Below are 13502 nucleotides of genomic sequence, written 5' to 3'. Positions count from 1 at the left end.
CAGTTACGTATTGCTAAGGTTAAGAAACGACTTCCATGCTCGTGTGACAGCACCTTGTAGTGGCGCCCGACCACGTCTGAGCGGTTGGCCACCCCGCCCGGTGGCCGCATCGCAGGCCGAGTGCAGCAGCAGCGCGGCGCTGTTCACCGCGTTGCTGGATAGGACAGGGGCGGAATAAGTTTTCACCTCGCGCTCGACCGCCTCGATCTGCCCGCCATCTGCTGACAGGATCAGCCGACGCGCAGTGGCATGGGTCACCAGACCGACATTGCCGGTCGCCAGCGCGGGTTCCAGACCGCAGGTCTCGGCATCGTTCTTCTGGCCCAGCTTGCAGGCAAAACCGTCGCAGGTGCCGCAGGCGGCTGCATTGATGGCCCTCGGCCCTGCGTGCCGAAACGTTCGGCCAGACGGGCAGCGATGGGCTCGAACCGGATCGGGCCGAAGCGGAAGGGCGTTTCGCGGCGCGGCTGGATAAGCACTGTCGTCGCCATGGATGCGGAAGATCTTCTCGGCCTGGTCGTAATAGAGTGCCATCTTGGTATAGGCGACCGGCCAGGCGAGCGAGATGCTGCCCTTGTGCTCCAGCGCGCCGAAATCCCGCTCGCGCGAGGCGGAACATCGGCCGCCGCCATAGAATTTGGTCGAGCCGCCGACGTTGTAAGCCGCATGCCCGGATCGAAGGGATTGCCGATACGGTCCAGCCCGCTGTCGCGAGCCTTGTATTTCTTATCGAAGAATACGGTCTTACGATGTCCCCAGTTCGCATCCTGGCGCGGAATGAAATCGCCGCGTTCCCAGCATCAGGACCGGTACGCGAAACCGGTCGCACAGCATCTCAAAGAGCGCGGAAAACCGCACAAGCTCATCATCGTCGCCATCGCCCGCAGGCTCGTCACCATCGCAAACGCCATCCTCAAAACGGGCGTCTCACGCCAGCGGCTTCAGCTCAGCTCGCCAATACAGTTGCTGAGACGAAGCCGAAATCGCCGAGCGCGAGCTGGTTCACCCCGGTCAGGGTCACGATCAGCATCGGGCTTTCGTCCTGGCCGGTGCCGTCGGCATCATGCCACAACCGCCGGGCATCGGTTTCATAGATCAGCGTCGGCGCGCCGCGCGCCAGGCGACGGATCCAGCACGTTGATCAGTTGCAGATTCTTGTCCCGAAGTCAGAGCAGGTCGAACCGCAGCTTGTCCCGACCGCGCTGAAAATCGGTGATCTGATCGCCTTCCCAACCGCTGCGCCGCCGTCCGCGAAGTCAAAGATGTCGCGCCCCGCGCCCCCGGTCGAGGACATCGGCGCCCGAAGCCGCCACCATCGGCGTGTCGGTGCCGCCCCGCCCGTTCAGGACATCGGACCCGCTTCCACCGATGAAGGTATCGGCCGCCACGGTCCCGTAAAAGAGATCGTCATAGCCGGTGCCTTCCAGAACCTCGATCCCGATCAAGGTCTTGCCATGGGCCAGACCGTCGTTCAGCCGCTGGTTCGCCAGATCGGCTTCACCGCTGCCCATTTCTGAGTGCTGGTGAATTCGACCGTATCGCGCCCCACGCCGCCGTCGATCACCACCCGATAGGGCAGCGCGGCGTTTTCGTCGAAACCGATGTTGAAGGTATCGTCCCCGTAGTTGCCCCACCAGCGTGTCATTGCTCGGGATCGTGGTAAAACAGGTCATGGCCAAAGCCGCCGATCAGCAGGTCATTGCCGGTGCCGCCGACCAGCGTGTCGTTCCCGGCACCACCGCTCAACTGGTCGATGCCCTGATTGCCTTCCAGCCGGTCGCCGTAGATGCCGCCGGTGATGACATCGCGCCCCGAACTGCCGCTGTATTCCAGCACCTCGAGAATTCACGACGCGGGCACCGTTGGCAAAGACAGCGAGCGCCGCAGAGAAACTTGCCAGTTGATGGTGGTTGTCGCCATGCTGAAAGTGACATCGGACCTTATCCAGACCAAGACCGCCGTCGGCATGGTCATTCAGCCCCATCCAGACGGTGTCGTTCCCCGCCTCTCCGTTCAGGATGTCGCGTTCGCGCTCGTCGTCGTCGGAATAGGAAGGTTCACTGAACAGCCGGTCATTGCCCAGACCGCCCAGCAACCGGTCGCACCCGGTGCCGCCTTCGATATCGTCATGGCCTGCCCCGCCGCGCAGGGTGTCGTTGCCGCTGCCGCCTTCGACTCATCGTCATCGGCCCCAGCGTCGCCAAAGACATTGTCATTGCCTGCCCCGCCATACAGCCGGTCGTCGTCGCCGCCGCCCCGGATGACGTCGTTGCCTTCGTCGCCATAGATCTGGTCCATGCCAAGCCCGCCCGACAGCGTGTCGTTGCCCACCCCGCCGCTGAGCAGATCGTCATATATCCAGCCCGTCAGATTGTCGCCATAGGACGAACCGTCGATGTCGAAAGCCTCGACCTCGCGAAAGGAAAACACCGGCAAACTGCCAAAGCGGATATTCACCGTGACCAGAGGGTCCGACAGCCGGAATGTCACCGGCCCGTCCACGATGCCGAAATCAAGCCGCAGCAGGTCGATCCCCGCCCCGCCGATGATCAGTATCCCCCGGCGCCTCGGCCAGGTTCGTCTGGTCAAAGACGTCATTGCCCGCGCCGCCGCGCATCAGGTCGGCACCCGCGCCGCCGATGAAACGGTCGTCCCCGCTTTCGCCGTCCAGCGTGTCGTTGCCGGCGCCGCCTTCCAGCCAGTCGTTCTGATGGCCGCCCAGCAACCGGTCATTGCCGTTGCCACCATACAGATAATCGTCGCCGAACCCGCCCCGCAGCGTGTCATTGCCGCCATATCCGTAAATATCATCCGAGAAATAGGTGCCCGTCAGATTGTTAGCCGCGTCGTTTCCGTTGATCCTCGCCATGCCGTCACCTTGCGCGCTGATATCACCTGACCCAAAGTTCACCCCCTTGGGCGCGACCTGTCAAATGCCGATCACCCCCGCATGACCCCCTGCGTGGCCGGGCGCGGCCCGGATGGGCGGCCGGTTTTACCTGCCGGGCGGGACGGCGACCGGATCCGCGAAGGTGGTGTATGCTTTTGTTTTTACATCCGTAAATCAGACGTCGCACGCCATGCGTCGCAGATGCGGGGCATGGCATGAGCCCCATTCGGCGAAATCTTGCCCGCTGTCCTTATGGTCAGCCATGGCATGAACAGATCCGTTCCAGTTCGCCGCCGGAATCACATCCGTTCACCGATCACGCGCATGGGGGAAGCGGTGTTCAGCGCGCATGATCCCGTGGGGATCAGCGGGCAAGGGGTTTCATGGGTCCGTGCCAAATGACGCCCACAGCCACCCCAGACCATCGCGCAGGAGGGTCCGGGCAGACCGCTGGCGGCATTCGTGACGTCGCCCACGATCAGATCGGCTTGCGGCGGCGGATTGCCGGGCTTTCCGCCGGACAGGCTGTCCAGCACGATCATCCGCTCTCCGGCCGCGACAAGGTGGCCGCCGATAAAACCGGCACCGCCGGTGACAGGAACAGGCTGATTCATGACATCCGCATCCGACAGGACCGGGTTGCACCCCGCAGCCTCAGGCGAAAGCAGTTCAGCGGGGCAGGTCAAGCCCTGTTGATCAACGACTTGGTCTGTCGTAGCAATCAATCCGGGACAGGTTGACGGGTGTAAGGGCCGGGCATGAATGTAGCACCACACCTTGGCGATATGGAGCCTGCCGGGGGCCCGGGGCGGGGGATCCGCGTGGGCTATGTCATCAATCAATATCCCAAGGTCAGCCATACCTTCATCCGGCGCGAGATCATGGCGCTGGAGCGGCAGGGTATCGAGGTCGAGCGTTTCGCGCTGCGAGGCTGGGATGCCGAAACGGTGGATCCGGCCGACGCCGTGGAAAGGGCCAAGACCCGCTATCTGCTGCAACGCGGCGTCCTGCCCTTGATGGGCGCGCTGCTGCGCAGTTTCATCCGCAGACCCCGGACCAGTTGGCACGCATTCCGCGAGGCCCTTGCGATGTCGCGTCATTCCATCCGGCCATGGCCCTATCATCTGGTCTGGCTGGCCCATGCCTGCCGGATCCGCGAATGGACGCAAGACCGTGGGATCACGCATTTTCACGCGCATTTCGGCACGAATTCCACGGATATCGTCTATCTTCTGCGCCAGCTTGGCGGGCCCGGATACAGTTTCACCATCCACGGTGCCGACGAGGCGGACAACGCCAGAAACCTGAACTTTGACCGCAAGGTCCGGGGCGCGAAATTCGTCGCGGCGATCAGCGCCTTCACCCGCAGCCAGTTGCTGCGCCATATTGACCCTGCGGAATGGAACAAGATCAAGGTGCTGCATTGCGGGCTGGAGGGGGATTTTTTTGCCGCCCGGCCACCCACGTTTCCCCCGGCCCCGGTCTTGCTCTGCATCGGCAGGCTGTCGACCGAAAAAGGCCATCTGATCCTGCTTGAGGCCTTTGCCCGGCTGGTCGCCGACTGCCCCGAGGCACGGCTGGTCCTGGCGGGCGACGGCGATCTGCGCGGGCTGATCGAAACGCGCATCGCCGAACTGGGGCTTGGGGGCAAGGTGACGATCACGGGCTGGGTCAGCAGCAGCCAGTGTGCTGGAGCTGATCGGCGCCAGCACGGTCGTCGTCCAGCCAAGCCTGATGGAGGGCCTGCCGGTCGTGATCATGGAGGCGATGGCCCGGCACCGCCCGGTGATTTCGACCTTCATCGCGGGCATTCCCGAACTGGTCCTGCCGGGACAGACGGGTTGGCTGGTCCCCGCCGGAGAGGTCGACAGCCTTGCCCGCGCGATGGCGCATGCTGTCCGCCTGTCACCCGAAGACCTGCGGCAAATGGGCCGGCACGGTGCGGTCCGGGTGGCCGAGCGCCACGATATCGACAGGATCGCGACAGATCTGGCGCGGCTCTTTGCCACATGAGACATCTGCCGTGTCGCTGAAACGCCTTGCCGCACAGGCCCTGTCCACGCCGCCACTCTGGCCGGTCCTGCGCCGGCGCGCGCTGCGCGGCGATGCCGTGACGATCCTGTGCTATCACACGCTTGGACCTGATGGGGGGGCCGGATGCCTGGACGGTCCTGCGGATGGCGGATTTCCGGCAACAGGTCGCCGTGCTGCGGGCGCATTACGACATCCTGCCCCTGGACGAGGCGCTGACAGCGCCGCCACGCCCCGGCGGCCGTCCACGCGCGGTCCTGACTTTCGACGATGGCGAAATCGGGATGCACCGCCATCTGTTGCCCTTCGTGCAGCACGAGAATCTGCCCGTCACGGTCTATGTCGCGACGGATCAGATCGCGACCGGCCGCCCGTTCTGGTTCGACCGCGTGATGAATGCCTGCCAGACCGAACATCCCACGCAGCTTGATCTGGAGGATGAAGGGCTGGGACGCTGGCAGCTTCCCGGTCGGGATGCGCGCGACCGCTGGCAGGTTCTGGGGCCCTTGCTTGAACGGTTGAAACAGATCCTGCCCCCTGATCGCGAACGCATCGCGGACCGTATCGCGACGACATTGCCCGCCCCCCTCGCCGACCGCTGCCTGGCGCCCATGACCCCGCAGCAACTGGCCGAACTCGGGGCCTGCCCGCTGGTCACCATCGGGGCGCATAGCGACTGCCACAACCTTCTGGACCAGATCCCCCTGGCCAGCGCGCGGGACAGCATCCAACGCTCGCGCGAATTGCTGAGGGGCTGGACCGGTCAGGAAGTCGCGCATTTCGCCTATCCGAACGGCAACCACACCCCCGCGCTTGGGCAAGCGGTCGCGGATCTGGGTTTCCGGTCCGCCACAATCCTTGGCATGGATCTGGCACGCGCCGGGGATGACCGCTTTGCGCTGCCCCGCGTGGCGATCGGGCGTTACGACAGCCTGCCCCGGTTCAGGTTGCGCCTTGCGGTGATCTAGACGGCACCAAGCGCGGCCATCGGCGGCGGCGGTGCATTCCGCTGCCGCCGATATTCACCCATGATGCAGCCCTGATTCCGGCATGGTTTCATGCAAAAGGCCCCGCCATTCGGCAGGCCGGTTGACCGGCGGGGCGGTGGCTCAACCCATCAGGGAAAGATCCGCTTCATCCGCGGGATGTGGCGGCAAATGACGTGGTGAATGCCCTGTCAGAACATGGTTTGCCGTTGTGCAAGCACTTAAAATGAAAGACAATGCCCCCGTCGAACGGGATTGATCGGTGACGTTGTTTGCCCGGCTCTTTCGTTGGATCAAAAGCGGAATCCGCAGCGGTTGTCATCAGATCGGCAGCTCCGGCAACAGGCAGTTAAAGGGGACGCTCTTTTGCGAATTGCTGTCGTTATACCGTGTTACAAGGTCACGCGGCATGTCATGGGCGTGATCGCGGCAATCGGCCCCGAGGTCGAGACGATATTCGCGGTGGATGATTGCTGTCCCGAAGGCTCTGGCGACCTGATCATGGATCAGGTCCGGGATCCGCGCGTCACGGTGCTGCGCCATCAGGTCAATCAGGGCGTCGGCGGCGCCGTGATCACAGGCTACAAGGCCGCGCTGGCCGCCGGCATGGACATCATGGTCAAGATCGACGGAGACGGCCAGATGGACCCCGCGCTTCTGCCCCGGTTCGTGGCACCGCTGCTGGCCGGAGATGCCGATTATGCCAAGGGCAACCGCTTCTTTTCGGTCAGCGAGGTCCGGCGGATGCCGGCGATCCGACTGTTCGGCAATGCCTGCCTCAGCTTCATGACCAAGCTTTCCTCGGGCTATTGGAGCATATTCGACCCGACGAACGGCTATACCGCCATTCATCGCCGCGCCCTGGAGCTCATCGACCACCGCACGCTGTCGCGTCGCTATTTTTTCGAAACCGACATGCTGATCCGGTTGGGAGAGGCGCAGGCGGTCGTCGTCGACATCCCCATGCGTCCGGTCTACGAAGACGAGGTCAGCGGGTTGCGGATCGGCAAGGTTCTGGGCGAATTCCTGGGCAAACATATCCGCGCGACATTGCGACGGATCGTCTATTCCTATTTCCTGCGCGATTTCAATATTGCCTCGATCAACCTTTTGATCGGTCTCGGTTTTCTGCTGTTCGGCGTCATGTTCGGCATTTCCGAATGGATCCAGTCGGTGCGGACCGGCCAGCCCGCCACGACGGGGACGGTGTTTCTGGCCGCCCTGCCGATCATCATGGGTTCGCAGATGCTGCTGTTTTTCCTGGGCTACGACACGAATGCCGAACCGAAGCGGCCGGTTCAGCGCCAAAGCGTCCTCGCCTCGCTTTTGCCGCAATGGGTGGATGAAACCGCCGCCCTTTCTGACATGGACCGCAAGGTCGCCGAAACGGAACGAGGCTGAAAGATGGCGCTTCCCTATATCCTGACATTCGCAACCGTCGCCTTGATCGCGCTTGGCCAGATCCTGTTCAAGATGACGGCACAGCGGCTTGTCGGGCGCCCGATTCAGGACGCCCTGAGCGATACGGCGGTGCTGTTTCCCTTTGCCATCGCGCTTGCGATTTACGGTTTCGCCACGCTGTTGTGGATCTTTGCCCTGCGTGAACTGCGCTGACGCGGGCCTATTTTCTGATGTCCCTGTCATTTCTGATCGTTCCGGCGATTTCGGCAGTGGTCTTTTCCGAACGCTTTACCCCCGGCTATGCCGTGGGTGGGGCGCTGATCGTGGCCGGGGTCGTGGTGACGCAGCTATGGCAATGAGCCATCGGCCCGCGTCAGGTCTGTTGCCGGGCCTGTTGGCGGGCCTGCTGGGGTTCTTTGCGGGCTGGACCGCCGGTTCCGTTCCCCTGACACTGGCCGGAGCGCCTTTTTCCCTGTTGTGGCTTGCCTTTGGGGCGGGCGTTCTGGGCGCGGTCATCGGCGCCCGATGCGGCCCCGCGTTACGCGCTGCGCCCACCGGCGTCCTGCTGGATGCAAGATTGCGGCGCCTCAGCCTGTCGCAGGCTCTGCCCTGGCTGATCGGGGCAGGGTTTTTCGTGCTGGCGACGCTTTTTTTCATCAGGACATCGAACGCCCTGCCGCTCTGGATCGTGACGGTGGCCCTGTCGGCGGCGGCGCTTTTGTCGGCGCGCCGATCTGCGGAACCGCCCGCCGCCCGTGCGGATGAACCTGTCGCTGCCGTCCCGGTCTGGGCGGCGGTTTTGCTGACACTGGGGATCGTCGCGCTTTATGTCGTGCTGCACCGTTCCGATGCCGATGATGCCTTTTACCTGAACCTGCCCTTGGGCCTGCAATGGCCCGGCATGGGCATGATGGTCGAAGATACGATGTATGGCGAACCCGGCTGGCCGATCCTTGGATCGAACTACCGGGTCGAGGCGCTTCCGACCCTGATCGCCGCGCTGGCCCATGTCAGCGGGCTGTCCGTCCTGTTCGTGGCGCATGGTGTGATGCCGCTCATCTGGTGTCTGGCCTGGTCGCTGACATTGATCGTGATCGGCCAGCGGCTTGCCGGTCGTCGCTGGTGGATCTTTGCGGTTCTTTCGGTTCTGGCGATGCTTGCCCTTGGCGGGACATTGCAGACCTGGGGCACGCATGGCGTGACGCGGCTGTTTCACGGCAAGGGTCCGCTGCTGCTGGTCGTGGTTCCGCTGATCGTGCATGCCGTCCTGCTGGCGCGCGCCGGTGCCATGCCCCTGCGCGCCGCCTGGATCCTGCTGGCGATCCTGCAGGTCGCGGGGCTGGGGCTGACCTCGAATGCCATCTATATCGCCCCCCTGACGCTTGGCCTTGCGCTGGCCGCCGCCTTCCTGATCCGGCCGGATCTGCGGTGCAGCCTGATCCTGCTGACCCCTGCTGTCTTTCCGCTGGTCGCCGGGCTGTGGATCATGTTTCTGGATCCGCCGGTGGTGGCAGGCCATGGCAACGATGTGCGGGATCTGTCGCTGTGGAACATGGCCGGGGCCAAGCAGACCCTTGCGCTGTTGCTGCTGACGATTCTGGGGGCCGCGCTGGCCACCCGCTTCATCCACCGCGCGCGGATCGTGACGGCCTTTGTGCTGGCGGGCGCGGTGCTGATCGTGAATCCGGTGCTGTGGCCCCTGTTCGACCGGCATGTGACCGGCGGGCTGAGCTTTCGCATCTGGTGGGCACTGCCCGTGCCGATGCTGCTTGCCCTGGGTCTGACATGGCTGTGCCTTGCCGTCCCGCGGCCATCCTTTGCCACCGGGGTCGCGTCACTGGGTCTGGCAGGCATGGCCCTGCTGCCCTCCGGCGTTGTCGGCATGGCGGGGACAGAGCTTGTGCCCTCGCTGCGCAAGCTGCCGCCCGAAGCCGCGCTGGCGCAACGGATCGCGGGTCTTGCCGATGGCCGGAAGGTTCTGGCGCCCGAGGCGGTCGCCGCCCGGCTGCCCGCGCTCGCACAGGATCAGCCGCCGCTGGTGTTTTCGCGCAGGCTTTATCTGGATCACAGCGCGCAGGTGGTGCCCCCCGACTTGATCGCGCCGCGAATCCTGCTGGCCGACTGGATCGACGGGCGCGCAACGCCACCCTCGGCCGAAATCGCCCGCGCCCTGAATGCGCTCTGCGTCGGGGTCGTGGTCCTGCCGGAAGCGCGCCGGGACGATCTGGCCGCCGCCATCGCCGAGGAAGACCTGGGGGGATATGTCGTCCCTGGCCTGAACCCGGGCTGCAGCCAGAGGCCGGGCCGCGTTGACATGGGGACAGGACTGCGGAAACATGACGACGGGCCCGGATGTGACACCCCCATTATCAAGGCCCCATCATCAAGGATTGACATGGCAAAGCAGATCACCAAGGGCCAGATCCCGGCCACCGGCAACGCCTTTCATGTGACGCGGCGCGGGCTGCCCTGGGCGGTCGCCGGTCTGACCGCCGGGACATGGTATGGCTGGAACGCCGTCACGGGCAGCCCGGCCCATGCGCAGGCCGCGTCCGGCCAGTTGCGCACCCCGCTGACCAGCGCCGATTTCCATATTCATAGCGGCCACAGCCTGACGGATGCCTATGCAGCCTGGCATATGAACATGCGCGAACTGCTGATCAGCGCCGGAGTCCGGCAGGCCTACAGCAGGATGATCAATTCGACGATGCCGGGGTCGTCCATGGCGGCGCGTTGGGATCATGTGTTCGATGACAGCCGCGCGGCGGGGGGGATCGGCGCGGATGCCCGGCGCAACATCGCGGATTTTCAGTCCCTGATCATCACGCAATCCGGCCCGCCGCCCCGGTTCAAGCATCCCGGCGAATCGGAAGACTGGCAACGCAGCACGCTGGATTACCTGTGCCGTTTCGCGGCCAACACGCTTGTGCATGGCAACAAGGGGCAAGGCGCGCAGGATATCATCCTGTGGTCGATCTGGCCCGCAACCGACATGTGGACAACCGAACCGCGGGGCACGCCCGATCCGTGGAAAGACATGTCATTTCGCGACGCGCTGGTCGAATATGGCCGCATCTTCAAATACATGGCGGATTACACCACCTGGAAGATGCATCAGACCTATCCCTCTCTGCCGGCGGATTGGCGGGTCTGGATATTCCCCGGTCACCTGTTCATGCTGCATCTGCATGACGACATCGACGCGGGCGTCGCACCGGGCTATGCGACGATCGACGATGCTTTCGACGACACCATCCACCCCGACATGAAAACGAATTACGGCCTGACCGTTCTCATGTCCGCCTTGCTTTATGGTTTTGACTTCGAGGCGATGGCTGCGGGACGCAGCAGAGTGTTCATCGACCCCAATGCCACGCGCGAACAGGCCGGATATTTCTGGAAACTGGCCAACCGGATCGCCGCCGAATATGAACCTGCAGGCCGGGGCGGGACGCTTGGCGGTGAAATCGCCTTTGATCCGGCCACGGATCCCGATCTGCTGGCGGATTGGACCTTTGATGGCACCGATGTCTTTACGGGCGCGCCGGATGCCAGCGACATCCCGACCATATCGGGCGACCCCGTCATCGGGGGGGCGCTGGTCGCGTCAGGGCCCGAATGGGTCGGATATCCCGCACCGGACAGGATCACCGGCACATGGGAACGGTCGACCGATGGCACAACCTGGGAGGCGATCGGGGATCCGGCCGAAACGCTGCGGCTTGAATTCGCGCATGTCGGCCATCTGCTGCGCTATTCGATATCGGCAACCAATACGGCCGGCACCTCGACCGTATCCTCCGATCCGGTCGGGCCCGTTCTTGACGATGCCGAAGCCATCCTGCCGCCCCGCCCGGCCGTGCATTGGAATGCGACGGCGTATCAGGGCCCGCAGCGCGACGGCACCCTGCCGACCGTCATGGATGGCGGGTTCCTGCGTTTCAGCCGCGTGGCCGATCATACGCAGGTCTGCCGCACGCCGCTGGCTGCGACCGAGCTTTACATCTGTGTCGCGGTGCGGGCGGATGGCCCGGGCATTCTGGAGCCGGTCTCGGCATCGGCAGGCCCGTGGTCGTATGACATGCCGAACAAGATCCTCAAGCTGTTTCCCCATTCGGGCAGCCATATCCGCGCACAGCTTGACCGGGACGGAGAGGCAACCGTCGCGGCAGAGGGACCAGAGGCATCCTATCAGACCGGCGTCTGGCATGTCGCAGAGGCGCTGTTCGAACAAGACCGCGTCACCGTGCGGATCATCCGCCCAGGACACTCCGTCTGGATCTGGGGGATCGGTCGGCGGAATTCACCGGCCCCCTGCCCGGCACCAATGCCGTTTTCCTCAGCCCGACCTATGGACCGGGCGACCCCATCGCCTTGGACATGTCGGAAATCGTGATCTATGACCGTATCCCCACCGCTCAGGAACGCGCGAATATCCGCGCCGTCGTCACAGAGAGCATTCCGGGCTAAGGTCGTGCCTGCCGGACCCGGTCACCGGGTCCCGCCACGCGGTCAGGTGGTCCGTGGCCCATATGTTCATGATTTTACTGCAAGAATGTGACCGATGCCCTTCGACCCCTCTATCGAACCCGACTGGACGCGCGAGGTCCCGCGCAGCTGGTGGGACCCGTCCAGACGGTTGTTGCGCAGCCTGCGCCGCTATGAAGCCGCCCGCGCGCGGCCGGGTGTTCTGGCCCGGCTGTCGCGGATCAGATGGGTGTTGTCGCATCGCTTCTGGACGGTCATCACCCAAGCCGACATCCCGCTTGGTTCGCGGATCGCCGGGGGCCTGCTGCTGCCCCATCCCAATGGCATCGTCATCCATCCCGCTGCGGAAATCGGACCCAACTGCCTGATCTTCCAAGCAGGTCACCATCGGCACCACAGGGAATCGAGAGGGCCTGCCCGTGATCGGCGCCCATGTCGATATCGGCGCCGGCGCCCGTATCCTCGGGCCGCTCACGATCGGCGCCCATGCGGCTCATCGGGGCGAATGCCGTCGTGACCCGCGATGTGCCAGAGGGGCGGGTCGCGGCCGGTGTTCCCGCACGGCTGCTTGAACCGGAACCGCCCGCGCTTTAGCCGCGGGCCTGTCCATGATATCGCAAGCGCGCCGCTTGACAGGAACGGCCGCTGTCGTGACCCTTGCTTCCGGCTGCGCAGGGTTTTGTGATCACGGCGGGGCATGTCCGACCCATCCGACAGAGGAGACCAGAGATGAGATACGGAAAAATCCTTGCCGCAGCTCTTGCCCTGACGGCCTCGTCCGCAGGGCTGTTCTGGTGGCGCAGCGCGGGGGCCGGGCCGAACGACGCCGCGATGGCCGCACGCTATGCCGCGCCCCTGCCGGTGCAGGACCGCCCGCTTGGCGTCTATCACATCGGCCACAGCCTGGTCGGGCGCGACATGCCCGCCATGCTGGCCCAGCTTGCGGGCGAAGGGCACCGCTATGACAGCCAGCTGGGCTGGGGAACGACGCTGAAAAGCCACTGGGGCGATGATGCCATCAACGGTTTCGACACGGAAAACGCGCATCCCCGGTTCCGGCCGGCGCATGAGGCGGTGAAAAGCGGCGATTACGATGCCGTCGTGCTGACCGAAATGGTCGAAATCCGCAGCGCCCTGCGCTATCACGACAGCCCGCGCTATCTTGCGCTCTGGGCCGAAGAGGCGCGGGCATCGCGTCCGGATGTGCGGCTGTATCTGTATGAAACCTGGCATCAGCTTGACGATCCCGAGGGCTGGCTGGAACGACTGGACGCAGATCTCGACCGCTATTGGCAACGGGGGGTTCTGCGCCCCGCCCTTGGACGCCTGCCAGAGGATGCACGCATCCATCTGATCCCGGCGGGTCAGGGAATGGCCGCCCTGGCCCGCGCCGTCAAGGAACGGGGTGAGGTCGGCAATATCCGCGATCACACCGATCTTTTCGCGCTGACCCCAGAAGGCACGCGAGACAATATCCATTTCAACGACATCGGCGCCTATTTCATCGCCCTGATCCATTATGCGGTCCTGTATCAGAAAAGCCCGGTCGGCCTGCCCCATGCGCTTTTGCGCGCCGATGGCACCCCCGCCGATGCCCCCGACCCCGAAGCAGCGCTTTTGATGCAGCAGATTGCCTGGGACACAGCCCGCACAACCCCCTTGACCGGCGTCGCACCCTGAGAATAATGCACGTTACGCGGGCGTCG

General features: G+C 64.3%; 15 protein-coding genes. 7 read left to right on the top strand and 8 right to left on the bottom strand.

What is annotated here, in order from left to right:
- Window positions 1–3: 3 nt before the first annotated feature.
- The 8 genes from PE067_RS06710 to PE067_RS06675 all read right to left on the bottom strand — a co-directional run bounded on the left by PE067_RS06710 (window position 4) and on the right by PE067_RS06675 (window position 4602).
- A complete protein-coding gene (locus tag PE067_RS06710) occupies window positions 4–534 on the bottom strand; it encodes a GMC family oxidoreductase N-terminal domain-containing protein (protein ID WP_276188430.1) in 531 nt (176 codons plus the stop codon).
- 412 nt (window positions 535–946) lie between these two features.
- A complete protein-coding gene (locus PE067_RS06705) occupies window positions 947–1072 on the bottom strand; it encodes a hypothetical protein (RefSeq protein ID WP_276188429.1) in 126 nt (41 codons plus the stop codon).
- 184 nt (window positions 1073–1256) lie between these two features.
- A complete protein-coding gene (locus PE067_RS06700; protein ID WP_276188428.1) occupies window positions 1257–1511 on the bottom strand; it encodes a hypothetical protein in 255 nt (84 codons plus the stop codon).
- On the bottom strand, window positions 1472–1645 hold the full coding sequence (locus PE067_RS06695) for a hypothetical protein (protein WP_276188427.1): 174 nt from the start codon (window positions 1643–1645) through the stop codon (window positions 1472–1474). Before PE067_RS06695 ends, PE067_RS06700 begins: the two co-directional genes overlap by 40 nt.
- Window positions 1642–1836, bottom strand: a complete 195-nt coding sequence (locus tag PE067_RS06690; protein ID WP_276188426.1) for a hypothetical protein — start codon at window positions 1834–1836, stop codon at window positions 1642–1644. The genes PE067_RS06695 and PE067_RS06690 overlap by 4 nt, the downstream gene beginning before the upstream one ends.
- 177 nt (window positions 1837–2013) lie before the next feature.
- A complete protein-coding gene (locus PE067_RS06685; RefSeq protein WP_276188425.1) occupies window positions 2014–2589 on the bottom strand; it encodes a calcium-binding protein in 576 nt (191 codons plus the stop codon).
- Complete coding sequence (locus tag PE067_RS06680; protein WP_276188424.1) at window positions 2513–2869, bottom strand: calcium-binding protein; 357 nt, start codon at window positions 2867–2869, stop codon at window positions 2513–2515. The genes PE067_RS06685 and PE067_RS06680 overlap by 77 nt, the downstream gene beginning before the upstream one ends.
- 320 nt (window positions 2870–3189) lie before the next feature.
- Window positions 3190–4602 (bottom strand): hypothetical protein, encoded by a 1413-nt coding sequence (locus PE067_RS06675; RefSeq protein ID WP_276188423.1) that lies wholly within the window; start codon window positions 4600–4602, stop codon window positions 3190–3192.
- Here PE067_RS06675 and PE067_RS06670 point away from each other — a divergent pair.
- The 7 genes from PE067_RS06670 (at window position 4577) to PE067_RS06640 (ending at window position 13476) form a co-directional block, all read left to right on the top strand.
- Window positions 4577–4903 (top strand): glycosyltransferase, encoded by a 327-nt coding sequence (locus PE067_RS06670; protein WP_276188422.1) that lies wholly within the window; start codon window positions 4577–4579, stop codon window positions 4901–4903. The genes PE067_RS06675 and PE067_RS06670 overlap by 26 nt on opposite strands.
- A 131-nt stretch (window positions 4904–5034) precedes the next feature.
- Window positions 5035–5889 carry a polysaccharide deacetylase family protein gene (locus tag PE067_RS06665; RefSeq protein WP_276188421.1) on the top strand — a complete coding sequence of 285 codons (855 nt, stop codon included), beginning with the start codon at window positions 5035–5037 and terminating at the stop codon, window positions 5887–5889.
- 432 nt (window positions 5890–6321) lie between these two features.
- Window positions 6322–7308 (top strand): glycosyltransferase family 2 protein, encoded by a 987-nt coding sequence (locus tag PE067_RS06660; RefSeq protein WP_346429664.1) that lies wholly within the window; start codon window positions 6322–6324, stop codon window positions 7306–7308.
- A gap of 3 nt (window positions 7309–7311) precedes the next feature.
- Window positions 7312–7521 (top strand): hypothetical protein, encoded by a 210-nt coding sequence (locus tag PE067_RS06655; RefSeq protein ID WP_276188419.1) that lies wholly within the window; start codon window positions 7312–7314, stop codon window positions 7519–7521.
- A gap of 17 nt (window positions 7522–7538) precedes the next feature.
- Window positions 7539–7667 carry a hypothetical protein gene (locus PE067_RS06650; RefSeq protein WP_276188418.1) on the top strand — a complete coding sequence of 43 codons (129 nt, stop codon included), beginning with the start codon at window positions 7539–7541 and terminating at the stop codon, window positions 7665–7667.
- Between the two features lie 35 nt (window positions 7668–7702).
- Complete coding sequence (locus tag PE067_RS06645) at window positions 7703–11704, top strand: DUF6077 domain-containing protein (RefSeq protein ID WP_276188417.1); 4002 nt, start codon at window positions 7703–7705, stop codon at window positions 11702–11704.
- 821 nt (window positions 11705–12525) lie between these two features.
- Window positions 12526–13476: a hypothetical protein gene (locus PE067_RS06640; protein ID WP_276188416.1), complete on the top strand. Its 951-nt coding sequence runs from the start codon at window positions 12526–12528 to the stop codon at window positions 13474–13476.
- Window positions 13477–13502: the final 26 nt, after the last annotated feature.

It is taken from the genome of Paracoccus sp. DMF-8, assembly GCF_029309835.1.
In the GTDB taxonomy this organism is placed as follows: Bacteria; Pseudomonadota; Alphaproteobacteria; order Rhodobacterales; family Rhodobacteraceae; genus Paracoccus.
This window is presented reverse-complemented; position numbering and strand designations above follow the sequence as displayed.

Excerpts from the sequence above, each read along its gene's own strand:
- PE067_RS06650 (WP_276188418.1), top strand. The coding sequence starts at position 7,539 with ATGTCCCTGTCATTTCTGATCGTTCCGGCGATTTCGGCAGTGGTCTTT.
- PE067_RS06710 (WP_276188430.1), bottom strand. The coding sequence starts at position 534 with ATGGCACTCTATTACGACCAGGCCGAGAAGATCTTCCGCATCCATGGC.
- PE067_RS06695 (WP_276188427.1), bottom strand. The coding sequence starts at position 1,645 with ATGACACGCTGGTGGGGCAACTACGGGGACGATACCTTCAACATCGGT.
- PE067_RS06680 (WP_276188424.1), bottom strand. The coding sequence starts at position 2,869 with ATGGCGAGGATCAACGGAAACGACGCGGCTAACAATCTGACGGGCACC.
- PE067_RS06700 (WP_276188428.1), bottom strand. The coding sequence starts at position 1,511 with ATGGGCAGCGGTGAAGCCGATCTGGCGAACCAGCGGCTGAACGACGGT.
- PE067_RS06640 (WP_276188416.1), top strand. The coding sequence starts at position 12,526 with ATGAGATACGGAAAAATCCTTGCCGCAGCTCTTGCCCTGACGGCCTCG.
- PE067_RS06660 (WP_346429664.1), top strand. The coding sequence starts at position 6,322 with ATGGGCGTGATCGCGGCAATCGGCCCCGAGGTCGAGACGATATTCGCG.
- PE067_RS06655 (WP_276188419.1), top strand. The coding sequence starts at position 7,312 with ATGGCGCTTCCCTATATCCTGACATTCGCAACCGTCGCCTTGATCGCG.
- PE067_RS06665 (WP_276188421.1), top strand. The coding sequence starts at position 5,035 with ATGGGGGGGCCGGATGCCTGGACGGTCCTGCGGATGGCGGATTTCCGG.